Source organism: Pedobacter lithocola, assembly GCF_042650845.1.
GTDB lineage: Bacteria > Bacteroidota > Bacteroidia > Sphingobacteriales > Sphingobacteriaceae > Pedobacter > Pedobacter lithocola.
Window position 1 is genome coordinate 154077 of the sequence record NZ_JBHSBW010000003.1, and the last position, 25658, is coordinate 179734.

20 protein-coding genes are annotated in these 25658 nt (G+C 37.6%); 5 read left to right on the top strand and 15 right to left on the bottom strand.

What is annotated here, in order from left to right; genetic code table 11:
* Window positions 1-39: 39 nt before the first annotated feature.
* From ACFOWA_RS01460 to ACFOWA_RS01475, 4 genes are all read right to left on the bottom strand, one after another.
* The gene (locus tag ACFOWA_RS01460; RefSeq protein WP_378981092.1) at window positions 40-738 is read right to left on the bottom strand and encodes a hypothetical protein; all 699 of its coding nucleotides are present in this window, start codon (window positions 736-738) and stop codon (window positions 40-42) included.
* 381 nt (window positions 739-1119) lie between these two features.
* On the bottom strand, window positions 1120-1881 hold the full coding sequence (locus ACFOWA_RS01465) for a LytR/AlgR family response regulator transcription factor (protein WP_154282973.1): 762 nt from the start codon (window positions 1879-1881) through the stop codon (window positions 1120-1122).
* Window positions 1856-2890, bottom strand: coding sequence for a sensor histidine kinase (locus ACFOWA_RS01470; RefSeq protein WP_154282972.1), 1035 nt, complete (start codon window positions 2888-2890; stop codon window positions 1856-1858). Before ACFOWA_RS01470 ends, ACFOWA_RS01465 begins: the two co-directional genes overlap by 26 nt.
* A 1278-nt stretch (window positions 2891-4168) precedes the next feature.
* Window positions 4169-5062 carry an SDR family oxidoreductase gene (locus ACFOWA_RS01475; RefSeq protein WP_154282971.1) on the bottom strand — a complete coding sequence of 298 codons (894 nt, stop codon included), beginning with the start codon at window positions 5060-5062 and terminating at the stop codon, window positions 4169-4171.
* Between the two features lie 97 nt (window positions 5063-5159).
* Between ACFOWA_RS01475 and ACFOWA_RS01480 the strand changes: the two genes are divergently transcribed.
* On the top strand, window positions 5160-5537 hold the full coding sequence (locus ACFOWA_RS01480; RefSeq protein WP_154282970.1) for a winged helix-turn-helix transcriptional regulator: 378 nt from the start codon (window positions 5160-5162) through the stop codon (window positions 5535-5537).
* 258 nt (window positions 5538-5795) lie between these two features.
* Here the strand turns inward: ACFOWA_RS01480 and ACFOWA_RS01485 are convergent, their stop codons facing one another.
* The 3 genes from ACFOWA_RS01485 to ACFOWA_RS01495 form a co-directional block, all read right to left on the bottom strand.
* Window positions 5796-6968 carry an MFS transporter gene (locus tag ACFOWA_RS01485; RefSeq protein WP_167515736.1) on the bottom strand — a complete coding sequence of 391 codons (1173 nt, stop codon included), beginning with the start codon at window positions 6966-6968 and terminating at the stop codon, window positions 5796-5798.
* 16 nt (window positions 6969-6984) lie between these two features.
* Window positions 6985-7785 carry an MBL fold metallo-hydrolase gene (locus ACFOWA_RS01490; RefSeq protein WP_378981096.1) on the bottom strand — a complete coding sequence of 267 codons (801 nt, stop codon included), beginning with the start codon at window positions 7783-7785 and terminating at the stop codon, window positions 6985-6987.
* Between the two features lie 118 nt (window positions 7786-7903).
* Entirely contained in the window at window positions 7904-8779 is an 876-nt protein-coding gene (locus ACFOWA_RS01495) for a helix-turn-helix domain-containing protein (protein WP_167515735.1), read from the bottom strand.
* A 322-nt stretch (window positions 8780-9101) separates the two neighbouring features.
* Here ACFOWA_RS01495 and ACFOWA_RS01500 point away from each other — a divergent pair, with 322 nt between their 5' ends.
* The 3 genes from ACFOWA_RS01500 to ACFOWA_RS01510 all read left to right on the top strand — a co-directional run bounded on the left by ACFOWA_RS01500 (window position 9102) and on the right by ACFOWA_RS01510 (window position 12246).
* Window positions 9102-9500 (top strand): hypothetical protein, encoded by a 399-nt coding sequence (locus tag ACFOWA_RS01500; protein ID WP_154282966.1) that lies wholly within the window; start codon window positions 9102-9104, stop codon window positions 9498-9500.
* A gap of 1327 nt (window positions 9501-10827) precedes the next feature.
* Window positions 10828-11592 (top strand): SDR family oxidoreductase, encoded by a 765-nt coding sequence (locus ACFOWA_RS01505; protein ID WP_154282965.1) that lies wholly within the window; start codon window positions 10828-10830, stop codon window positions 11590-11592.
* Between the two features lie 69 nt (window positions 11593-11661).
* Window positions 11662-12246: a TetR/AcrR family transcriptional regulator gene (locus ACFOWA_RS01510; protein WP_378981099.1), complete on the top strand. Its 585-nt coding sequence runs from the start codon at window positions 11662-11664 to the stop codon at window positions 12244-12246.
* Window positions 12247-12570: 324 nt separating this feature from the next.
* Here the strand turns inward: ACFOWA_RS01510 and ACFOWA_RS01515 are convergent, their stop codons facing one another.
* Complete coding sequence (locus tag ACFOWA_RS01515; RefSeq protein WP_378981101.1) at window positions 12571-13023, bottom strand: winged helix-turn-helix transcriptional regulator; 453 nt, start codon at window positions 13021-13023, stop codon at window positions 12571-12573.
* 32 nt (window positions 13024-13055) lie between these two features.
* Here ACFOWA_RS01515 and ACFOWA_RS01520 point away from each other — a divergent pair, with 32 nt between their 5' ends.
* Window positions 13056-13910 (top strand): enoyl-CoA hydratase/isomerase family protein, encoded by an 855-nt coding sequence (locus ACFOWA_RS01520; protein ID WP_378981103.1) that lies wholly within the window; start codon window positions 13056-13058, stop codon window positions 13908-13910.
* A gap of 711 nt (window positions 13911-14621) precedes the next feature.
* Here ACFOWA_RS01520 and ACFOWA_RS01525 read toward each other — a convergent pair.
* The 7 genes from ACFOWA_RS01525 to ACFOWA_RS01555 form a co-directional block, all read right to left on the bottom strand.
* Complete coding sequence (locus ACFOWA_RS01525; protein ID WP_378981105.1) at window positions 14622-15350, bottom strand: hypothetical protein; 729 nt, start codon at window positions 15348-15350, stop codon at window positions 14622-14624.
* A 734-nt stretch (window positions 15351-16084) separates the two neighbouring features.
* Window positions 16085-16657: an outer membrane beta-barrel protein gene (locus ACFOWA_RS01530; protein ID WP_378981107.1), complete on the bottom strand. Its 573-nt coding sequence runs from the start codon at window positions 16655-16657 to the stop codon at window positions 16085-16087.
* Window positions 16658-17543: 886 nt separating this feature from the next.
* Complete coding sequence (locus ACFOWA_RS01535; RefSeq protein WP_378981109.1) at window positions 17544-17897, bottom strand: nuclear transport factor 2 family protein; 354 nt, start codon at window positions 17895-17897, stop codon at window positions 17544-17546.
* Window positions 17898-18295: 398 nt separating this feature from the next.
* On the bottom strand, window positions 18296-19963 hold the full coding sequence (locus ACFOWA_RS01540; protein WP_378981111.1) for a RagB/SusD family nutrient uptake outer membrane protein: 1668 nt from the start codon (window positions 19961-19963) through the stop codon (window positions 18296-18298).
* Window positions 19964-19973: 10 nt separating this feature from the next.
* Window positions 19974-23039, bottom strand: a complete 3066-nt coding sequence (locus tag ACFOWA_RS01545; protein ID WP_378981113.1) for a SusC/RagA family TonB-linked outer membrane protein — start codon at window positions 23037-23039, stop codon at window positions 19974-19976.
* A gap of 179 nt (window positions 23040-23218) precedes the next feature.
* Window positions 23219-24298 (bottom strand): glycoside hydrolase family 2 TIM barrel-domain containing protein, encoded by a 1080-nt coding sequence (locus ACFOWA_RS01550; RefSeq protein WP_378981115.1) that lies wholly within the window; start codon window positions 24296-24298, stop codon window positions 23219-23221.
* A 19-nt stretch (window positions 24299-24317) separates the two neighbouring features.
* Window positions 24318-25331: a glycoside hydrolase family 43 protein gene (locus tag ACFOWA_RS01555; RefSeq protein ID WP_378981117.1), complete on the bottom strand. Its 1014-nt coding sequence runs from the start codon at window positions 25329-25331 to the stop codon at window positions 24318-24320.
* Window positions 25332-25658: the final 327 nt, after the last annotated feature.

Genomic DNA, 25658 nt, shown 5'->3' on the forward strand with positions numbered 1-25658 from the left:
GAACCGCAAGGTTACGGCTTACCCCCCCTTACCTATTATTTAATAACTAACATTTGCCTTTACCTTTGTATAAAAGAGTGTTGTGGTCGCTTCATGTCCAGAATCTGTTCCAATTACAATCCAGGCCTCACCATTTTCGTTAGACCTGCCTTTGAATTCACCAGACCTGTTTAGCAATTTATAGGTTGCCTCCTGTGTTCCATTTGCAATATGATTGATATAAAAAAGATCTTTTCCAGATAGTGACTCGCTATCCTTATCCAGGTTAAGTCTGAAATATCCGTCTTCCTGGAGCACTTTGATTGGCTCTATTGGTGTGAGCCCAGCCTTGAGGTAAACGTTCTCCCCTGGCGCACCTCCCACGCCAAGCATATTGCTTGGAGCATTACTGGCGAACTCAATTTCCAGTTTTACCGTATACAATTGGTTTGGCTTAAGTCCGGTAACCTTCTTTTTCAAGAACATAAATACATCATCACTTCGGTTAATTGAGGAAAGCCTCAGTGCCATGCTCGTGGTATCCAGGGGGCCAGGTAACTTTGAAATACCACCTCCAATCTCCCATTCTTCCTCCTTGCCTTTAGGATAATCCACGAAATCTATCAGCCAACTGCCTTGGCCGTCTTTAAAATTATCGTTCACGATCGTAGAGTTTGTTTCTAAATCATTGTCGGACTTCTTACATCCTAGGGCTGCAAGAATTATACAGCCCAATAAAATTGCTTTTAATTGTTTCATAACGATTTCTTTTTTTTACAATAGACGAGATTATGCTCTGTAAGCTGCCCCAATTCAGACCGAAACAACCCAAATATGCCGCGAATCGACCATGAACCTATGTGAATTGGTCATTGGAATCGCCTTCCTATCAATTGAACAGAATGGCTAAAAGCTATTTCAGGTGCACTTGGAATTCTGTAACCCCAGTTATGTGATCTTTGTGAATTAATGGGCTAATTATTGTGATAGACAACTGAGTGGCCTATTGATTAGTAATCTTTTAACCAGACCCATCCAGGTAAGCGTATCTTGGCGTTTTCGACGTGTTGCGTCCGCTTGCCAAAATCTTTTAATTTGCGTTGTAAAACACCATTGCTTTAGGCATGATTACAATGAAATTTAGCTTTCAAGCCATTGCAAGAATGGCTGGGCTTTGACCCTGCTGATAATTATTTTCTCTGGAGATTCTATTTTACAAGTAATAAAAAGTTTTCTGTTGAAGTAGTATTCTATATCCTCTATGAAATCCCTGTTCAAAATAAACTTCCGGTTGGCACGAAAAAACTGGTGCGGATCAATCATCGAGTCAAACTGTTCCAGGGTATATGGGACGGTAAAACGCCTGTTTTTGTCAAGTTCGAGATAAACCAGACCATTTAGAGTATAAATAAATGCAACATCTTGAAGCCTGATGGGTATGATCTTTTCCCTATAATTTACCAATATTGTTTGTTTGTAAGCGAGCTCAATTTGGTCTATTACACGCTCCATGTTGAGTGCACGCTGTTCGCCCTGAATCAGATGCTCTTTTAAGCGCAAATATTTTTCGAGGCTTTTTTGAAGCATAGCCTCATCAAGTGGTTTTAAGAGATAATCGATACTATTAGACTCAAACGCTCTTATAGCATATTCATCAAAGGCGGTACAAAAGATGACAGGCACCTCAATACTTACTTTCTTGAAGAGTTCAAAACTTAGGCCATCCCCTAGTTCAATGTCGGAAAAAATAAGTTCGGGCATGGGGTGATGAGTAAACCAATCTACCGCTTTGGATACAGATCCCAGGATGGCCAGAACCTCTATATCGTTGTCGATGGCCAGAAGCATGTTCTTAAGTTCGTTGGCTGTACGAGCTTCATCTTCTATTATAATTACTTTCATGTTTGATCAATGGAATGGTGACGGTAAATTTTTGGTTGTCATTGGCCACACTAATTGGCTTGTCAACCAATAATCTGTATCTTTCAATAATATTTTTTAAGCCCATTCCTGGGCGCTCTACCCTGCATTTCTTCGGTTGAAAATTATTTTCCACAATCAACGCCTTGGAATCAGTGGTGGTAATTGATATACAAAGTGGGTGTTCGGCCGAACACACATTATGTTTAATCGCGTTCTCGATAAGTAGCTGAAGTGAAAGCGATGGTAAATAAAGAAGTCCGTACTGTTTTTGAATACTGATGTCTACCCTAAGCATATTACCGAATCGCTCATTAAGAATATGAAGGTAAGAACCGATAAAACGGAGTTCATCATCTAATTTGGTCAAGGGATGGTCATTGAAGCTCAGTACATAACGGTATACACCGGCAAGATGGATAATGTAATTCTTAGCTGCAGGCTCACTAACCATGGTCTTTAAAGTACTGAGGGAATTGAATAGGAAATGTGGGCTAATTTGCTGTTGAAGGGAAATCAATTGCGCTTTAAGGTGTGCCTGCTCGAGATGTACTTTTTCTTTCCTAGCTATCTTTAGTGCTGCATTGGTAAATCTGATGGAAAAAACGAAGTAACAAAGTAGGCTCAGAAATGTATTTCCAACCAGGTGAATCATCATTTCTTTGGGTGTGCTATAGCCTATCTCGCTGTTGTATAAATGGTTTTGTGGAGCGATCTGGTCAATTGCAATGCCTAATGTAAAACTTGCGCATACGCCAAGTAGAATGCTTAAAGAACTCTTATAAAACCCAGATAGTCTACCGAAGGTATTATTTAGCATGTAACCATCTATTAACCAGCATGCTGCTATTGGAATAAAAACCTTTAGGGCATGGTCAAGAAAATACCACCACTTTGCTTTGCTAAGATCCGGTTGTCCGATAAAAGTTGTAGAAAGAATCATGATCGCTGAAAGGATCAGCAGCCACTTGATCTGGTACTTTTTATACATATTCAAATGTAACACAAAAATATTTTCATTACCATTTTACTATGACCTGAATAAATATTGTATGAGTAATTTATTATCATCTAAACATTTTATAGAAACTCAACCTATACCGCAGGGTGTCGGCGGTCTCCAGTTTCTTACCTGTATCAAGTCCGCATCGCTACCCATAACTTATTAAACTTCTTGCAATTTAAGGAGTAGTCTGCCAAACACTTTTTCGTTCATTTTAGCAGGAAAAGTCTTTTAAGAGAGAAATCCAATAAAATTTTGTTTTAACTCTTATATATAGAGTTGGTAGTTCGCTATAAAGCTCACAGAATCTATCTGTGGCTATTGTTTAATAGCTTTAAGGGCTATTGTATGTTAAATATTGTTAAAGATTTTTTTCATATTTCCAATCCGTTTATTATTATAATTATTCCAAAGAGGCCAATCGGTATAGAGCAAAATCGTTTACCGAGCCATACCCATATTAACCGCACAAACTAACCCTTATGTAAATACCAGTCCTTATCCAATGTGATTTGCAGTCTAAAGTTAAAAGTAGCTTGGATATATAGTTTGTCGCTAATATTCAAATTTATGCTCAAGTTAATCAACTATTAGGATTGTGTGTTGCTATAGGTTATGAAACGTCCAGAATAGTCATTGAACCGACCGTTTTACGGATTAACAGGTTTTAAAGCTCCTATGTGCATATATTCAGCTCCAAGGTTCATTTATGGATGCGTATATACATTTGTAACACACTACAGAAGTGATACAAGCGTTAGACTTTATGGCAAAAACGAAGTAAACATTAGACATCACTTCTATTGCCGAAAAGTTGATGCGAAGAAATTACTGATTAAAACTTTACCCAAGTTTTCTATGTATATTTTCCATAACTTCCGTAATGGATGTTTATCTTCGAGAATAAATTTTTGCAGGTTGAGTTTAGGGAGCCCAAACGAGAAGTTCAGAAAGCTTGGTTAGATGCTTAGCACCTTTAAAAAAGCATGACTACCAATCCTAAACAAAAAGCACACGAATGGTTAACTTTATCCCAGGAGATTAGCCCTGAGATAAAGTCAAGTAAAATTCGTAATGCACCTTTAATGAAAATATCAGAATACAGGCTGCAATGGAGCACAGTTTTTTACAAGTAAATTTTATGGAAATCTTCTAAGTATTTATCAAAAGGTATATGATCGATTTTTGACTGCCAATGAATGTCAAATGTTTTACAGTTAGCCTGAAAGAATATTACCACTATTATTTTAGTGTTCTGAACGCAAATTAGCCATTATTCTTTTTCGCATATACCTGCTGAATAAATTCGGTCATGGTTGTGGGATTTTTCCCAAGTATTTTTTGCAAGGTATCATCCTCTACATCCATTGCCCCTTCGGCCTGCGCCTGAGCCCACATAACGAACATTCCAATATATATTTCTGGAAGTCCGGCACTGGTTAGAATGTCTTTGAAATCATTTATCACCGGAGATTTATATTCGACCTCGCTTCCCAAAGCGATTGAGAAGGCTTTTGCAATATCCTCAAATGACACGGACTCAAGATTGGTTAACTGATAAATCTTGTTCTCATGACCATCTGTAGAAACTACATGCGCAGCTGCCTGAGCGAGCTCGTCTCGGAGTACAAAACTTGTTTTACCTTGTCCGGCTGAAAACAAAATCATTTTTTTATCTGCCACCTGTTGACCTGCGAAAATGGGTATCATTTCTAGAAACATTCCATTCTGGAGGATGGTGTAAAGTAAGCCACTGTCCTTCAATGCTTCTTCGGTTTGCACATGCGAATTTTGGAACTTAGCAATGGCAGAATCCTCAAAGTATGGTTTTCTTACAAAAGAAGTATAGACAATATGTTTGACTGATGCATTCTTCGCAGCATTTATCGCATTAATGTGTTGAATAGTTCTATTTTCAACATCGCCTTTATCGCTGCTTGAAACTAATAAAAGTTTATCAACACCCGCAAACGCATCCAATAATGAATTGTAGTTGTTGTAATCCCCTATGCGAATGGCTATGCCCCTATCTGCGAGTTTTTCCGCTTTTTCTGAATCTCTTACCAAGGCTATGATTTGCGAAGGCTTGATACCTTTTTCTAATAAGTGGTCTATGGCTTTAGAACCAAAGTGACCGGTTGCTCCTGTTACTAATATCATTTTATATTGTTTATTTAGATGCAAACATAGCGGTATTGCTATAGAAAAGATACTTTGTTATTAAAGAAAAGTACTATACTTTTGTATAGTAAAAATTATGGGAAATTTCAGCGATTTAATTGATAGAGATAAGGTGCAGCAATGCCCGCGCCATTATGTGTTGGCATTGACCGATACGATGAATGTTATGAATGGGAAATGGAAACTCCCCATAATTGCATCTTTGTTACATGGTAAATCCAGATTCAAAGATCTTCAGGATAATATAGAGAAAATTACACCTCGGATGTTATCTAAAGAGCTTAAAGAATTGGAAATAAACGGTATTGTTGAGCGTAAAGTTTATCCCCAAAGCCCCGTTTTAATAGAATATGTACTTACGGTATCTGGCCATAATATTACGCGGGTAATCGATACTATGATAGACTGGGGGATGGTGCATCGTAGAGAAATAATTAAAAGCAGGTGGTTATGAATAAAGGGTAAAAGTTTGCCCTTCACGCGTACTAGGTTTTACTTATTAAAATTCAAGCTCATTAGCCCTATTATTATGTACTTTTAGCCTTGAATATTTTAACGCTGGTGAATCTTTTCACTTCATGAAAGGATCTTGCGGTACTGATTTTAAAAACAACTGAGCTTTACAGGCGGAAAGTTTAAATTTCGGTTGGGCACAATTATTAGAGGGCATAAGCAGCTTAAGCAATCTACAATCGTTTATTGTCTATACGCTTTATTTGTTCAAGGCAGCTTTACGGTTAGGGAAAGCGAATCTATGGCCAATAAAGACCAATATTAGCACAAGGAATAGTAATACAAAGCTTGCCCAGGTTACAGGCTCCGGACCAGCAAAATCCAAAATAAGGCCGCCTGTGAATGCTCCAGAAAATACGCCAATATTATATACCGTAACAGTTAGAGAACTTCCCAATTCCGGTGATTTTTTGATGGCATTAATTGTCGCAGTCTGGAAAAGTGAGGGAAGCCCTCCGAAAGATACCCCCCAACAGACAACGGCCACAAAAAAGACCGGATATGTTTGTCCAAATACCGAGATTGCAAGTAATGAAATAGCAGAGAGGCAGAGTGAAGAAAGCAGAGTAATCCTCAAATAGCGATCGATAAGCCTCCCAGTCATAAATATTCCTATTACCGCTCCTCCCCCAAAGAGCAATAGGGCTAACCCTGCACCACCTGGAATACCGTTATAAAGCTGAATTGGATAAAGGTAAGTATAAGAGACATAAATGGCCAGAGAAGTGAGGAATGTTGCCGCTGTCACTAAGCCAACCCCGGGTATCTTCAAGATGTTGAACGATGGCCGAATGCTTGCCGGGTCATTCTTCAGTTTTGGCACACTTAATATAATCCAGATAAAGATCAAAACCATCAAACCTGCCAGTGCCCCAAAGGTAAATCTCCAACCAATTAATTTACCGAGAAATGCACAAAACGGCAATCCAACAGATAGTGCTACTGTACTTCCGCCCATCACTAGTGCGATTGCCCTGCCAATATCTTTTTTGTTTACCATTCTGGTCGCATATCCTGCCATCAACGGCCATAACAATCCCCCAAATCCTCCCGCGAGTATACGTATACCTGCGGTGAGGACATAATTTTGAGAATATGCAGTTATGAGATTGGATAGAAAGAAACCTGAAACAACCATCAGCAACAATGGCTTGCGCGCTATGCCAGCGGTCCATAATGCCCCCGGAATAGCGGTCATTACCGTACCAAGTGCGTAATATGAAACTAGATTTCCTATGCTAGAGGGCGGTTCACCGAGATCTTTTGCCATATCAAGTATGACCCCTGCCGGAAGAAGCTCAGCGAGAATTGCTGAAAATGCAGCAGTTGTTAGGGCAAGCAAAGCAATGAAGGGAAATTTTTCGTTTTTCATTATCATCGACTGTTTATTAAAGTTCAAACCAGATGCCTGGTTGTTGCACGAGGTTTAGGATTCCATAATCCTCCAATTTATTGGTTAATCGTTCTATAGAGTTTGGTGTTTCGCTATACATCGGGGGTTTGTGCATGGAACCAAAGTGGATTGGTATTACTGATTTTGCACCCAATATGTGTGCAGCGACCGCTGCCTGTTCTGGCGTCATTACTGCTTCTATGGGACTCATAGGCCTTAATGGCGGAAAATCAACAATAGGTGCATTGATTGGTAAGAATGCAGCATCAAATGGACCATATTTATTAGCGATACGCCACCAAAATCCGTGGAAAAGAGTATCTCCGGCATGGATTATCCTACGTCCGCCGCACTCCACTACCCAGCTCAATTGGGGATCGCCAAATCCGTCTACAGCAGGCGCTGAACTAATTTTGAATGGCCCCACAATCCGCTCTTCCCATTCCACGAGCATTTCAACGCTGAGATTAGATTTTTTAAATGCCGATTCTGCATGCATAGTCAAGGCTAAATCTTGTTGGCTACCTGTAGCGGCCATTGGACGAAGTACTCTACCGCTATCACCAAGCGCTACGGCAAGTGCTAAAGGATCAGCATGATCTGTATGTAGATGGGTCAATAGCGCGATACTTGCTCGGCCGAAATTTGATGCTATTGGGAACACTTCTTCCTCGCTGCGCAAGACACTGAGCTGCGAGGTGTCCGTAATATAATCTATTAAAAGAGTTTGATCTCCATATTCTATTTCAACTCCGGACCAACCTAAACGGCGAAATCTTACATTATTATATTCCATAGTTTATTTCTTATAATTTATTGCAAAATTGCAGCTAAAAGAAAGTTAATAGATAGGCAGATATTCCCAAAGAATTGGCAATTTTTCCCGGATAGTGATGAAAAGATGGCGGCAGCCTTTAAGTAACTATTATTTTTAGACGCTTGCGATATTGCGCGGGGGATATTCCTTGTCTATTTTTAAAAAACCGGCTGAAGGTCTGAATGTCCTGATAACCGAGTTTATGGGCTATCTCCTTAATGGATAGATTGGTGTAGTTTATCTGCCTCCTGGCGTGAATCATAATTCTATCATGAATGATTGTAACCGGCGAACGGTTAAAGACAGAAGAAAAAAGGTTTGATAGCGTTTTTGGAGATTTGTTTAACATTGAGGCATAGAAAGCGACATCGTGATGTTCCAGAAAATGGATTTCCACTAAATAATTGAATTCTCTCATTAAATCCACCTGAGCAGTTTGCACTGAATTCAAAAAAGTTGTATTCCTAATAATTCTTACCGACAGAATTAACATCCTTTTGAGGATGGATTCCAGCATTTCCTTTTGAAGCACGTTTTTCTCTAACATCTCTGCGCGAAATGTTTTCCATAATATTTCAAAATTCTGAACAGATGCTTGATCCAATAATACTTTCTGAATGTGATTAGGTCCATAAAACAGCAAACCCTTACTTCCCACCTGACTGTCCTGATCAATCATACAAAAGAAGGATTTGTTAAACCGAACCATTCTGGCACTATGAATTTCGGCATGGTCGATTTTATGAAATTCCGTTAGAAAAAGCACTTCATTTTTGAGCACCTGATAATTAATGTGATCTATAGTAATTGTAAGACATTCTCCGGTGTTCCACAAGATCGTCTTATCAGTTAACTGAGGATCAAAAAAGATATTCTTGTTGTTATTATTCAACTCCAAAACAGATAATAATTCGCTCGATTCATTTGTAAAAACCATGGTGTCAAAGATAACCCTGTTTAATGTGGTAATCAAGGATGAAAATTTAAAGAAACAATGCGTACCATCCATCTTATTAATAATTCAGGAGATGGTATAGCACAAAAGTTGTCTGAAGCAATTATTGGTTCGAAATTAAGAAATATCCTTATTATTTTTCTGCTTGATATTTCACTTGAAATGAAAGGGCAGTAATATTTGTTTATGGAAGCAGTTTATGGAAATTCTGATCACTTCCATTTCAATGTACCAATTGGCTACTTCATTCACAAATTCGGTCAGTTCATCAGAAACCACAACATCTCGACCCTAAACGGGCTTACCTTTGCATATAAATGTTAAATACAAAATCAACAACATGAAAAAATCACTTATAATCCTATTTTTAGGAATGTTCTTTTTTACTAAGACATATGCACAGAAATATTTCGGGAAGACATACCCTGCTACACAAAATGTAGACGAATTTTACGATATCGCCGACGTAACCAAGGGTCATACGGTGATGGGGAAAACCGAACTTGCCAAGGGATTTCGATCTTTGGAAAAGACTCAGGCAAAAATAATCGAATTGGCAAGGCAAAAAGGAGCTGACGGAGTAGTTTTCTCTATGGAAGAGGAAGTTTACGGCACCTCAAGCTCAAGCGGGGGCACAGTAAGTCAAAAAAAGGAAAAAAAGACCACAGTTGCTTCGAGTAGCACCACTACTGACCTCAAGGAAAAAAAAATCAGGGCTACGTTTATTAAATATAAATAATATATCACAAATAACTTTTTCATTTCGACAAAGCCGTTTTAAATAGACGGCTTTGTTGTTTATGTCGTTTTTTATTTAAAGAAACACAACTGTCCAGAAAACTAAAAAAATGACATGAATGTATTTCTACTCCATCAAAAAATTATATAAAAAATGGAAAATTATAAAACGGCAAAGGAGTTATTACTAGACTACCTTGAAAATGTTAACAAGGGTAATAAAGTCATTGAGTTGTTTGCTCAAAATGCTTCCATAAAGCTTCTTATCTAAATAGGCTTAGAATGCAGTGGCAAGGCAAGGATGTACTATATGAGTTTCTAAAAGATATACCTCAAACCTTCAAAGGATTTAAGTTAAACAACACGTTGATTCACATGGAACAGCAGAGCAGGTTAGTGGGGAGTATAGTTTAAATTGCAATGTGGTATCTACCGAAAGTGCTTATCAGCAAAATACCTGGGTAGACTTGTTGCTGAAAAGAGAAAAATCAAACGATTAAGCTAAGTTCGGGATACGGTTTAGGTTGCTGCAAGCTTACTACCCAACGGTGCAGAAGGTTTGCAGGTTGAAAAAAATAATACTATACCCGGAATTGACCATATTAGCATTAACGTAGCCAAAATCGATATGGCCAGTGTTTTCCTTCAAGAGACATTAGATGCGGAATCATTTATGAATCTTACAGTAATCATCAGTCACCGTTAGAACTAGAAGGCATTGGAGATACTTTAAATGTAGCACCTCATACCAAACGGTACTCCTGTCGGATGATCAAGATAGGTAATGGGCCGAATATAGAATTATTTGAAGTTCACTCTTTGGACAACGGGAAGCCATAAAGTCAAGCGATCTTGATATGCAGCATTTTGTAATTTACACGGATGATATGATAAGCGCTATCGAAAAATTTCAAAAGCATAAGGAACCGCTCTATCAGAACCAAATGCACTCCTATTTCTTTTAGAAGCAGGAGACCGAAATTATTTCTGCTATGATTTAACCCCTTGGGGCACTGCAGTTGAGTTTAGTACCTAGCCAAAAGGAATGCCATATGAGTCCCAAACCAATTTAGGGAGGTTTAAAAGAGGAAACTAAAATCTATTCCGCAGAAAATCAATCTTCAGATAAAAACTGCCATAAGTTTCTAATCAATATGAGTTTATCACAAGATTGAAGTAATAACATTGGGTAAGGTTTTGTCCTAGTACGTTGGCAATATGGTAAATTTTCGAAAGCTATCTAAATTTCTTAGATTTTATTTGGAACAATCATTCCGTTTATATTATCTTTGCGGAACGAATGTTCCGTTATATAATAAATTTTAAGAATGAAGAAACTAGAAAACAAAGTAGCCGTGATTACAGGTGGCAATTCAGGAATAGGCTTTGCTACTGCAAAAGCTTTTATTGAAGAAGGTGCTAAAGTAGTTATTACCGGCCGCAACCAAGATGCCCTTAATAAAGCAGTTGTTGAGCTTGGAGAGAACGCAGTGGCAATTCTTGCTGATGTTTCAGTAATTGGTGAAACTATCGCGATGGCGGAAAAAGTTAAAAGTATGTATGGTAAGGTGGATATCCTATTTGTAAATGCAGGTGTTTCTTTTTTAGAGCCGGTAGGTCAGATTAGCGAAGAAACTTATGAAAGGATTATGGACATCAATTTCAAGGGTGCAGTATTTACAACAGAAAAAGTACTTCCTTTACTATCTTCTGGCGCATCGGTAATCCATCTCTCTTCAGTAAGCTCATTTGCCGTCGGTTCAGGGACTGCCATTTACGCCGCAAGTAAAGCGGCTCTTAATGCCTATAGCAGAACCGCTGCTATTGAACTTGCCAGTCGTCAGATTAGGGTCAACGTTATCAATCCGGGCATGGTTAATACTCCACTTGCTGGGAAAGCTGGGATCCCTGAAAAGGCACTTGATGAAATTAAAGCATATTTATTATCCAAAATGCCATTCAGACGATTTGCCCAGCCTGATGAGATTGCAAAACTTGCGGTTTTCTTAGCATCTGATGATGCATCATTTATCTCTGGAGCTGAATACAACATTGACGGTGCCCAGACCGTAAATGAACCTTTTAGGGCTTAGTAAAATTACTATATTCGGAACTTTTGATTCCGAATATAGTAACTTCGCCTGCAGTATTAAATATAAGCTATGGCTAGAACAAAAGTTTTTGATGAAAAGGCCGTTTTGAACAAGGCGATGAACCTGTTTTGGGAAAAAGGGTATAATTCCACCTCTGCTCAGGATCTTGTAGATGGCTTAGGTATAAGCCGTTCGAGTATGTACGATACTTTCGGAGATAAGCATTCGCTTTTTTTGAAAGCCTTAATACAGTATCGCAGGGAAAGGATTGATATTGGTATAAAAGAAGGATCAGAAACGGAAGATGTAGAAGAATACATTCGTAATATCTTTGAATTTGTAAAGATCGAAGCCTCACTTGAAGATAAGTCTAAAGGCTGTTTTATGGTTAATACAGCTGTTGAACTAGCCACTGTTGATACCGAGATTGCTGAAATTGTTAACGCTATTATGGTCGATTTTGAGGCTGCGCTTGTAATAGCCATCAAAAAAGGTCAAGATAAAGGGGTTTTTACCTCTAGTCATTCTGCTAAATCGCTAGCAAGGTTTGTGTTTAATTCCTCAAATGGCCTGCGGGTTACCGTTAAGTTTGATACCAATAAACAAATGTTTGACGACATTGTTAATGTATGTCTTTCAGTGTTAAAACCTTAATGCCCAGTCAAATCCATTCGACATGAAACAAATTGGTTGGTGCGTGAATTGTGGTCCATTATAAGATTTAATACACTGACACAAATTTTTTCTGCAGCATATGCACAATCACTCTATATAATTCTTTTGTTGAACTGATAATCCTTTTCAGTTCATTATTTAAGTCTATCCCTTGACATAACCGATACTTCTGGCCTAAACAAATAATATTAAGAAGTTAAGTTATCGCACAAAATTTTGCAAACAATTGCCTCAAATTGCTGATTATTCCTACCCATTAAACTTAACTGCCACAATTTAATTGGTTTGCTTGAGCATCTACTATTATTTATCATTGTTTTGTTGGTGAGTTAGTTTAATTGTTTCGCGGTGTTCCCTACCCCAGCTGATAAGGTTATTGATTAAGGGATATAGCGATTGGCAATAATCCGTCAATGTATAGGATACTTGTTTAGGAAAATCCGGGTCCTCGGTTCTGCTTACTAGGACATTCAATTCCATGATCTGTAATTCTCTAGAGAGCATTGCAAAGGATAAGCCTGGAAGGTAACGTGCAATTTCACGATAGCGGTGCTGACCGTTGTATATGCTGATGATAATCTGCATCCGCCACTTTCCGGTTAATACATATAAAGCATCCTGGGCAAATTTTATATCATCTTGCTGTTTTACGGTACAAATGTAGCCATCCATTGTCGAGTCTGAGTGTGTGCTTAAATCCATTATAGCAGGTGCAATTCCAAAAAAAGTTATAGGTATTTTTGCTAAAATAATCACAATAACTGAAGCGAAAATTGAATTAAAAAATTATGACACAGATATTTAAGACAGATTACAGCCAAATGACTTATAACACCTTTCAAGTCGCCCAAACAGGTTCTGTTATCGAAGTTACATTCGATAATGGCGAAGTAAATGTATTAAGTGGTTTGATGATAAAGGAACTTACCAAATTTTTGAAAGAAATTGCTAAAGAGCAATCTATTAGAGTAATTGTTTTCCAGAGTGCAAATCCATATTTTTTTATAGCACATGTCGATATTAATATTCTTGAAGAAAAAGAAATACTTGAAGAACTTGGTCTTGCAGCTCCAGAAAATATTAATCTTTTTCAGGCAGTAGGAGAAATGTTAAGGAATCAACCACAAGTGACAATTGTAAAATTAAAGGGAATAGCAAGAGGAGGAGGTGCAGAGTTCGCAACCGCTGCTGATATGTGTTTTGCTTCTAAAGAAACCGGTAAACTTGCCCAATGTGAAGCATTGATGGGGATAATTCCCGGAGGAGGAGCCACCCAATATCTTTCTTCGAAGATGAGCAGAGCACGTGTTTTGGAAATTATATTGGGGGGCGATTTAATGGATGCAGATACTGCGGAGCGATATGGGTGGATTAATCGATCGCTACCTGAAAAGAAAATAGATTCATTTGTGGATGCCTTGGCACAAAACATTGCCTCACTACCCGAAGGCGTTACAGAAGTATTGAAGAGGGTTCTCCCACCTAGTATGAATGTTGAAGGATTCAAATCTGAAAATGATGGATGGGCGGAATTGGCCTTCAACCCAAGGACTGCGCAAATTATGAAATCAGCAATGGAAGAAGGCGCCCAGACAATTAGCGGTGAGCTTAGATTAGAAGCACTCTTAAGGTCTATTAAGTAATTAGTGTAATGCAAAACAGCATTTCGATGAATGAGGTAATCGGAATGCTGCTTATTATTGTTATTTATGAGCTCTGGTAAAAATTAATAAATACTTTTGCTTACCAAAGATTGATAATTTCTTTACGAACATAGTTCAATATATATATCATTATCTAAGGGACTTATTCATCAAAAATGTTTCAAGAGCAGGGTTGTCGCACGCTCGCTATCATTAATTTTAACATGCGTCATCATCATCACTTTTTATAAAACTGGTCGTGCTCTGCGGAGAAATCTAGGTCGAGTAAAATTGGTCATTGCTGTTTTATTCGAAGGGGAAGAGTAAAAATCACTCCATCGAAACACTTCATCTTTTCGAAGACCGCTAATAGCTTATCGACTAAATTTGTACTGTTAAAGGACTTATAATATCCCCTATGAGCCAGCTCTATAAACGAAAGCGGATAAACGACAAAGAATAATTTCAGTGTTACCCCTATCTCTAGATAAAAACGTAATAGACTCTATTTCAGCATCATTTCTTAGACCCGTAAAGGGAAGTAAAATTCTTTTGAGAAGACTTAAGTCCAAATCATCACTACTGGTAAGAAAACGAATGTTATGCAAATACATAAAGACTTACAACTCCATCTGCCCAGAAGTATAGCCGTAGCTGTTTGAATCAAAGACAATTTTATTTTAAAATTGCATTTCTGATTCAAAATATAAATTATTTTTTTATATAATTTCCAAACTCAGTAGTGGTTTGAATGGTAATGGGCTGTCCCACAAATTTAGCCTGAACATTTAATTTTTCGAGCTGAGGAAAATAATGCTTTGATTGCTCATGTAGAACAAATTTAGAAATAAGTTCAAATTTATCTGCATTAAGGATAGCAACTTTTACAGGTTTTTCATTAACGGTTTGCAACTGCGAAAGTTTTTTCTTCTTAGGATTAACACTCATATATGTTCTGCAATCCTTCATAAAAGCAACATCCTTACCCAATGAAGTTGCATCGAATTTATAACTAATTACCAGTTCTTCAGAGGTTTCTTTTTCAATCCTATAACTTGCGTCATCAATTTTTGGATATTTTTGCGCTTTCGTTCTTTCTTTACGGAATGAGCTGATTACACCTTTTGATGGAGATTTCCCATTAACTGAACGAACTGTCCATTGTTCTTCTGTTGGGCTTGAGGGGTCAAATTTAGCCTCAGTAATAGTTGTTTTGCCACCAGCAGTCGTAGATTGTTTAATATCATAAGCATACCCTTCAGGCACTTTAACAGTCTCTAAATCTAATATACCCTGGTCAATGCCGTGCTTAGAGAGGACTGTCACAATAGCTGATTTTTGAGCGGATACGGATAAAGAGATAATAATGATACTATTAAATACTAAAAGGAATGTAAAGGTCCTAACAGCGAAACCAGGCTTATTTTCTTTAATTTTCATGTTTTTACGAATTTTGTTTAATCTCCAAAACTAGTGTGTATCTAAACTTCCGTATTCGTTTAATACGCCAAACAGCCAAAATTTCCAGTGAAAAGCCTAATAGCCCCTATTGAACTCGGCATGGCTGTAATCTCATGTAATTAATATAGTCAATACAAAACTGCAACATAGGAACATGCAGGATGTATGGATTTAAACTTCAAACCATTTAGGCTTTGGACTTACATCAAAATAAAATGATTTTATATGAATGTATAATGAGTTGGCTAGGAGTACCTGTGAGTGAAATAGCCCTTATAAATTTGAAATCCCGGCTACCTATTAGATGTTTGTGGCACTTAAGGTAATCAGGATTTAAGATATCCAAATAAATGCATTATAGTTGGCACATTAATAGTGTAAAGTATAACAGACTATTAGATATATAAATGGTTTTTAGATTAAAAGTTACTTAAATTTCATTCGGCTGAAGCACGCAGCTTTTGCAAGTAATTTACCTTCAAACGAATTGCCACCCCTTTAGATTTGGCTAAGTTCATTACAATATAAAGTGAGTTTTTGAAGATGAAGATTGTTTTATATGACTCACACACCATGCTTTCCTCAACGGCGTGCTGAGATGCCTGTTGAGGAAAAACATTGTAGATTATAGACTTACAAACAATAATAATTAGGCTAAATAAAAAAATTTAACCATAGCGAGATGCCGCATCTAAAGAAAGAATCGAAACTTATCAGAGTACCGTTACCCTGAAACCGATCTGGTATTGGTTACTTTTGAAATCACCTTCAATGAGTTTGTTAAGACTTTTATTTCCCCAATTATATCTAAAGTACAAAATACCCAAATCAATACCCGCGGTATAAGAGATACCTATCTTTGAGTCGAAAGCTCGCTCTCCATTATTTAACCTAATGTTATTACTATTTCTGATAGCATTAAACTGTGGCCCAGCTACAGCTGAAAAAAGTTCTCCAACATTTACTTTGGCTAAAACTGGCATTGAAAGCATCTTGATGAACTTCTTTCCCTCACTGATACCGTTAGCTTGATCTTGGGATGCAGGGTTAAATCTAACTGCTGACCTGCCGTAAAGTCCCTCTAGCTGTATTCCTACATTTTTAGTAAAATCGTAGTATATGTAACCACCGAAATTATAACCGAAAGCACGCTTGTCATTAAAGTTGAGCCCTGATGACTTATTAAAATTCACTCCTCCCTTAATACCTAAATGGAGTCCCTGGGCATTTAGGTTCAGCGTTAGAAATAGTAGAGCAACCCAGCTAAAATTAATAATTGATTTCATTTCTTTTTTCTGCAAATCAAGTCGCAATTTCTGCAAGTCCAGATTCTTTTTCGCTCAAACGGCCAAATTTAGGGCGGAACAGAACAAAACAGCCAACCAACGATGGCGATGGCAGGTTAGATCAGAGAGCAAACATAGAAATTTAAAACATCAGGTATTACCGAAGATAGTGATTAACAAAACAAGGTACTCTTACTCGCCAAAATGTAAATTTTATAGTGAGAAGATTTTATTGGCTTTATTGGAGATTAAATTTTGTCCATTGAATGAACTAGTAAGTTTCGGAATATTTAGCATCATAATTAACTTAACTGTTGGGTTACGATTAAATACAATTATCTAAAATTACGTCGGTATTTATGATGGTGTTTTGGCACAATACCCATTCCTAAACGTAGTTAAGCTCCAGAGATACCTTGATAGAATACCGTCTCCTACATGCTTTGAAAGCTAACAGAAGACGAAATTGACTCATTTATTAATTGAAAATATGATAACTTGGCGCATATAATCCAGCTTCAAATAAAAGGTGATATTGTACTCAAAGCTAACATTAGCTAAGTGATTTGGAATCGCAAAATTAATGTGCATAACTCTATTTGATGGGTTATCTTTCTTTATCATGAATACTTTTAATAAGCCTGAGTTCATTATAAACAAGAGATTGCCTCATTTTTAAAGATAAAGCATATTTTTGGACACCGAAAAAATTGCAAATTTTTAAGGGATCGTACTTCAGATTATCAAGACTTAAGATAGAATTGAATTCTAGCGAAGCTCAAAACAATAAAACAAAAATGAAGAAACTGGATAGAAAATTTGAATCAATTGGCTTTATTTCGTGTAGACCATATTTATGACATAGACTTTAACACCATCAAACTGTCTACCTACATTTAATAACAAAGGCCCTCAAATCTACCATTTGACCATTCTCAAACCTCCATACATCACAGTATGAGTATTCTGCCCAATCACCGCTTTCGCTTTTAATCTGTATTGATCCAATTGCTGTAACAAAATCATTTTCTGCAATTATATCAATTAAGGTAAATTTAGGAGGCTCTATATAAAATTCCTGCATATAGTCTCTAACTGCTTGTTTTCCTGTAAGAGTTTTCTCGCCTACAAACTCCCACCTTGTAGTTTCGGCGCAAAACCCTAAAAATGTTTCATATTCGCCTGCTGCAATTGCCGCATTTCCTTTGATAAGAGTCTCTTTATTTTTCTTGGCATTCATTTTTACTTCTTTAACTATTTGTACTACTTGATTGATAACTACCTAAACTGTCCTCTGCTCGCTATATAGGTTAAATACTGGGCTTGCATATAATGTTAGGACATAACCATCTCTATGAATTTATATAGCATTATCTTTCAGCTATGAAAATCGAAAATGAGTTTACTAATTTTATAAACATAACGTTTGATAGAATAGTTTTCAGATTAGCTTCCAAAGTCATTCGATCATACAAGATAAGTTCCGATAATTTTTAGGATTCAATATTGCCATAATATTAGCTTATTTTTCTGGCTAACATCATCAGCGGGGTAATAATAGCGCTGGCTTATTTTATTATGTGCTTAATAGGTTTTCCACTTAAATTTTTTCATTATGAATTTTGAATCAGGATTGCTTTAATAACCTGGGTTCTGATCAAGCCTGGCACCATTATTTCGCTCAAGTTCAGAGGCTGGAATTGGCCACAAGTTATACGTTGGCAATATATCAGCATAATAAGGATTGTATTTCTTTACTCTTTCAAAAACAAGCCCCAGTCGCATCAGGGTAATTCTTCTTTTTTCTTCCGATCCTAATTCCCGCATACGTTCATCTAAAATGTAATCAATGTTCACATTTGCAGGTAATACATTAGCTGCATTTGCGCGACTCCGAACTGCATTTATATCTGCTGCAGCATTACTCAATTGGTTTAGACTTAAATAAGCTTCGGCCCTTAATAGATATGTTTCGGCTAACCTAAACATGTATTGGTCAGCGTAAGTACCACCAGCACTAGCCTTCAATGTGAGCGTCGCTTTGTTTTCAAACATTCCATCTGGATGATCGCCCGGGGTTGTAATTTTGGATTGAAAAGGATAAAAATCTCTTCTGGGTACTGTGATGCCTGCCGGGGGATTTGTGGTTGAAATAATCTGACCAAAGCGTGGATGAGAGGGGTTTGTCACCTTAAATTCTCTGACGAAATTGAACGGTGCATTTCTAAGATCATTGTTGAAGTCACTTGCCCAAATCGCATCAGAAAAATATTTAGTAGGAATTGCCCATCCAATACCTCTTCCACCTGAATAATCACTGATGGGATAGAGAAACGGTTGAATGGTGCTACCGGATAACCTGAAATTAATAAATTGTGGAGCGAAATGTCTTTCCATTTGATATGAACCTCCAATACCTGTTGAGACGGTGCTGCCACCAGGTACATCGGTTTCAAACTGAATAACCCATAGGGATTCTTTATTGGTGCCATTTTTCCTGTTTTGATTACCTTGCTGGAAAAGATCCCAATACACGTTTTTAGTCACATCAGATTGTTTTATACCAAATCGAGTTTTCATCAAAGCTACATTTGGATTATTAATCACTAGGGTTGAAGCATCTACCGCATTTTGAAACTGGCCTGCCGCTAGGTAAACTTCAGACAGTAAATGGTTAGCAGCAAGGTTATTTATTTGGCCATCCTGTACCGCATTTATAGCAGGCAAATTAGAAGCAGCAAACTTCAGATCGACGATTACCTGATCTAATACCGCGGCTTTAGTTGCTCTTGTGAAGTCTGTTTTGGGAGAAAGCACTTCGTTTAAGTTTAATGGAACGCCACCATATAAATATGCAAGGGTACGATAAGCCATCCCCCGAAAAAATCTGGCCCTGGCTTCCATCAATGTTTTATCGGAAGCAGACATCGATGAAGCTGGAATTCTATCAATTATCGTGTTGGACTCGGCTACAATTTTATAAAGTGATACCCAGTGAATTAATGGAATTTCCGTACTCAAGGGTGAATAAGCTGCAACCATGTTAGTATGCCTGGTTGTAGAGGGCTGTCCATCAAAAATTAAATCCGTTCCGAATACATAATCGAATGGTCTTTGTTCACCACTCGTGTAAAATTCGCTTCTTATACGGCTGTATAGATTATTTATTGCTGCATCAAAGTCTTTGGTACTGATATACGCATTTGAGGTACTCAAGAAATCAAGCGGCTCTTCATCGAGAAAAGACTTTTTACAGGAAAAACTGATACTAATTAAAACACATAATATTATGGTAATTTTTCTCATCTTTTTTTGTTTAAAATGTAACATTAAGTCCTGCAGAATAACTTTTAAAAACAGGACGACCATCATTGGTCAATCCTTGATTGGTTTCAGGGTCCCAACCCTCCCAATTTGTCCAAGTAGCGAGGTTTCTACCACTGATAAATACATTAAGGTTTTGCAGTTTCAATCGTTCAATGAATTTCCCTACAAATTTATAAGATAGGGACACGTCTTGTAAGCGAACGAAGCTCCTGTTTTGATAAAGCGATGGATTTAGCGTAGCCGATACGATAGATCTTGGATATTTTCCTCCTGGATTATCTGGTGCCCAGAAGTCTATACCGCTGAGATAGTTATCGCGAATACTATTATCATCTCTAATTTTACGAGGGGTATTACTCGCTAGCCAGGAGCGATTCCCACCTTGGATTGAATTTAAGAATACTGTTAATGTAAAGTTTTTGTACTGGAAATTGTTCAACATGCTCAATCTGAAACCGGGATTGGATGTCCCTAAAATGGACCTATCGCTTGCATTTATGACGCCATCTCCATTTTGGTCAACAATTTTATATGTGCCGGGAGAATAGCCCGCTGGAATTTGTTCGCCAATTTGCCAAATACCATTTGTTTGATAATCATATATTACCCCTGTGGTTTGCCCGATGAACAAACCCGACTGCGGCAGGTCATCCTCAATACCATCACCATTTTTATCCCCTAAAAGTTTAACGACTTTGTTTACATTACGTGAAAAATTTAATGCTGTGGTCCACTGGAACTGTTTAGTTAAGATATTTTTGGAATTAAACGACAACTCAATCCCCTGATTATCAAGCTGTCCTACATTGGTCAAAATATTTGTGAAACCTGTAATATTGGGGATATTGACCAGATAAAGAAGATCAGTGGTTTTGGTATCATAGTATTCAACAACTCCTGAAAACCGGTTGTTCCAAAATGTAAATTCCAGTCCTAAGTTCAAACCCCTGGTTTTTTCCCACCTTAAATCAGGGTTAGAGAGGGAATTGACCTGCTGACCGAATTGCGTCGAACCCCCGTCCCCAAAAATATAAGCGGCATTTACATCCACATTTGCTAATGAAGAATACCTAGTGGTTTGATTACCTGCTACACCGTATCCAGCTCTAAGTTTCAGATTATCTACCCAGCCCACTTTAAAAAATGATTCCTTAGAGATATCCCATCCAAAAGATACAGAAGGAAACACTCCATACTTATTGTTTTCTGCGAAACCCGAAAACCCATCCCTTCGTATGGTTCCCGTAAATAAATATCTACTATCAAAATTATAATTCAAGCGAAACATTTGATAGTTTAATGTTTCTTTCCATGCATTTGAAATCGCAAACCTGTTGGTTCCCTGTTGGAGGTTATTATAACCTAATGTCAATCTTGAAAACCCAGTGGCGTATGCCCTTGTATAACTATTATCCCGTTCTATAGCCCCATATAATAGTGTACCTGTAAAATTGTGCCTGTCAATAGCCTTATTATAGGTCAATAAGTTATCGAAGGTATAATCGTAATACGTCGTATTTTCTTTTGAGGCCTGCCCGGTAAGGTTGGCATCATATTGGTTTGAAATGTTTTTAAGCTCGATCCTGTAATTATTTCCAAAATTTACTTTGTAGCTGAGGCCTTTAAGTGGTAGTTGGACAGTGGCATAAACATTTGCAAAAAAATAGTTTTTACGGTCAAAATCTTTGGCCTGATAGCTCAGCAAAGGGTTTGTTATATTTGTATTGTAAGGATTAATAATCAGATTTCCATTCGCATCATATGGTAGGCTTAGAGGCGACATTCCATTAATTGTTGCAAAAGCTGGTTCTACGCCATCCTCATTGACAAAACTTCCAAAAGACTGCAGGCCTATAGTTAACCAGTTTGTTGCTTTTGTTTCGATGTTTGCCCTAAGGCCCCTTCTTTTAAATAGGTCATTATTTATAAAACCTGCGTTTTTAGTAAAGTTTCCCGATAAGAGGAAGGTTAGTTTGTCGCTTCCTCCAGATACGCTCAATTGATTATCGAGGATAATACCTGTTCTAGTTGCCTCCTCATACCAGCTAAAGTTATTAGGAAGAATATTTCCCTGCGCGTCTTTCATTGATAAGTCTACGAAACTGGCCAGATTAAAATTGGGATTTGCTTGCGTATAACTCGGTGCAAGAAAGGCTTGGTCGTAATATAGGTATTTAATATGGTCAAGATATTCATCTCTGGCCATTGGCTTTAAAGCAACATTTGGTTCTTGTGTTGCATATTGAGAAGAGAGAGAAATCCGAGTTTTACCGATGGTTCCTTTCCTGCTGGTAATTAGAATAACACCATTGGCTGCCTGCGCCCCATATACCGCTGTAGCACTGGCGTCCTTTAACACATCAATTGTTGAAATGTCGTCGGGATTGATGGATGTAAGGGAACCATTGTATTGAACGCCGTCAAGGATAATAAGGACGTTTTGGTTTCCACCTAAGGTGTTCTGCCCCCTGATGCTTATTGCTGGGGTTGCGCCAGCACGATTTACCTGACCAACATTTAAACCGGGAACGGTACCTTGTAAAAGATTAGCGATGTTTGTAGTAGGCGCATTTCTAAAGTCGTCTAAATTTGCTCTAGCAACTGAGCCGGTAACATCAGCTTTTTTTTGCGTTCCATATCCTACTACAACTACTTCTTCCAAGTTAGCCTGACTGGTTTTTAATGCGATATTTATAACCCTTGCACTACCAATGGATTTCTCTTGAATTTCGTAACCGACATAGGAAAATACTAAAATTGCTTGATCATCTGGAACTGTGATTTTATATTCACCATTATTATCTGATAATGCAGTTAACTGGCTGTTTTTGATTTTAATAGTTACACCAGGTATTGGGGTACTCGTTTTTTCATCAAGCACTCTACCGCTTACGACAAAATCATAGAATACAGGAAGTCTCACTTTACCTGTAGACGCATTGATTTTCCGGTGGGTAGTACCATTCGCGTGGCCATTTGAAATAAATGCAACCAGAATAATGAACTGCAAAAAGGCAATGCTCATAATTTTAAGGAGTAAAACTTTTTGCTTCATAATATTTAATTAATTTATTTTTAGAATAGTTATTTAACATTGACATCTTGAATCCGCTTTCCTGTTGAATCTTTATAGATTGAATACTGGATATAGCATTGGAAAAAGAGCTTCGGTAAAATCTTAATGCTACAGAAGCGTCTTTCCAATGTTTCATTCATTTATATCATTAAGGAGATTTAATTTTTTCCATTGAGTTTTTTAATAAGGTCTATTTCATCCTTTCGGTACGGCGTTCCGTCGGGATTGAAAATTTCATGGAACCATTCTATAGGCTCACTTCCATCAGCAAGGGGAGTGTCCCAGGCGAACTTGGTATTTGTTTTTCCAGCTACAAAACCCCAATTTATTGCACCAACATTTTCCTTTTTTAGCAGGGGAAGAATATTTGAAAAGCGACTGTTGCGCGTTCGTGCCATATACTCTGTACATATCAATGGTTTACCAGTGGCTTTTAGCAAATCTATGGTGCGCTGATGCCAGTCTGGAGCTTCGTAATTATGATAGGTTATTATATCAGAATTTGCAATCTGCAAAGCATTAAGTTTTTCAAAGCCCCAGCTCCATAAGCCAACAGTCAGGGGTTGAGAAGGATTTACAGCTCTAGCCCATTCAATTGTTTTGGTAAGCAATGGAATTGTAGTTTCCAGTTTTCCGCTATTTCCTGGCTCGTTATATAAGTCCCATAATAGAATTCGTTTGTCGTTTGCATAGCGGTTTAATACAGCTTTTACATATATCTCTAGTTCCGGGTAATTGGCTTTTTCTTTATAGTCGGGGTCGCCCGGGTCTTGTAACCAACCTGAATTATGAATACCTGTCTTTACTTCTGGCTGCTTACCAATTGCTGATGTTTTGTTCCAGCAATCATCAAAAAATACAAACATTGGCTTAATTTGGTATTTATCAGCCAGCGTTAAGAACTGATCCACTCTTTTAAGAAATCCTTCGGGATCTTGTTTATATGCCTTGCTGTATAAAAACACCCTTAAGGTATTGAAACCGATCGCATTCGCCCAACCAAGTTCTTTATCTATCAAATCGGGGCTAAAAGTGTCTGCCTGCCACATTTCAAGCTGGTTTATGGCATTAGTTGGGATGTAGTTAGCACCGGTTAACCATTTGTGCTTGTCGTACCATTGATTTGCTTTTTCCGCAGACCAGACCTGTCCAGGTATTTTTGCGGCTTTTTGAGCGAACACATTACTAGTGATGATTAAAGCTATAAGGCCGGGAAAGAAAATGTTTGTGATCTTCATGTATTTTAGGTGGGATATGTTAGTTTTTGCTTGATGGTATAGTCAGGGAAGCGCCGGTCTTAACAGGCACTCCAAAGTTTGGCGTTCCGTCTTTATTCCATGTAAATTTTTGAGCTCTCGGTGAACGGAACCTTCCACACCCTAGACCGGGCTTATCATTTGCATGATAGAGAATCCAGTCTTCTAATCCATCCGGTGATTTAAAGAATGAATTGTGTCCAGGCGCATATACACTATTTTCTTCAGATTTTTCAAATATTGGCTTAGGATGTTTAATCCATGAGGCTGGATTCATTAAATCACTATTAGCACTCGCTGAAAGCATTCCAAGAGCATAAAAGTCAGTCCAGCACCCGCTTGCTGAAAACACAATAAAAGTTTTGCCATTGTGTATCAAAAACTGTGGTCCTTCGTTTACATCAACTTGGGAAGGATTGCCTGCCGAATTTAGATCACCATGTTTCTCCCAATCCAAAGTTGGAGTTGAGATTTTAACCCTTTCTGAGTCAACCGTCCACGGATTTTTAAGTGTGGCAATAAAAATCTCTTGTTTACCGTTTTCATTTCCCTCCCAACCTGACCAAACCATGTACAGCTTGTTTTTAAATTCAACAACATCACCATCAATTGCCCATTTATTAGTTTTATCGCTAATTTGACCCTTAAAGATCCACTCGCCCTGCATTGGGTCAGTAGATGAATTTTCTAAGACAAACATTCTGTGATTATCATTTTTGCCATCGTCCGCAGCAAAATACGCATACCATTTTCCTTGGAGGAACATTACTTCAGGCGCCCAGATTTCTTTTGAATACGGACCGGTCTCGGGTGCCTTCCAGATTGTTTTATGTGGTGCATCTTTTAAGCCTTGCAAACTTTTGCTCTTCCAAAGTTCAATTCGGTTGCCTGTTGTATGGGTATAATAGTAGTAACCATCCTTATAATAACTATACGGATCCGCTCCAGAAGGAAGAAGTGGATTTGTGAAGGTCTGTGCATGTGCAAGGGAGGCCAAAAAAAGAAATATCGACAATATAATTTTGCTCATAGAAGTAATATATGTTTAGGCAAACAGGATACCTGATAAATAATGGGATACATTTTTATAATTTGGTTAGTCATTTAATCAAAAATTTTTGACAAAATGAATTATTCAAATATGATTGATTTATTAATCTCATTATGCCCTAAATAATTCAAAATTTACCCTTTTTGATTCTTTTTTAACTGAAGGTACTTTTTGGAATTCAATAAAGCGTGTTTTACGCCAATTTTGAAGCTTCTTTAGTATTTAATGCTTTGGACAAATAAGCTGAGGTAGGCACAACTTGTTTATCATAACACGATATTGGTATATTTG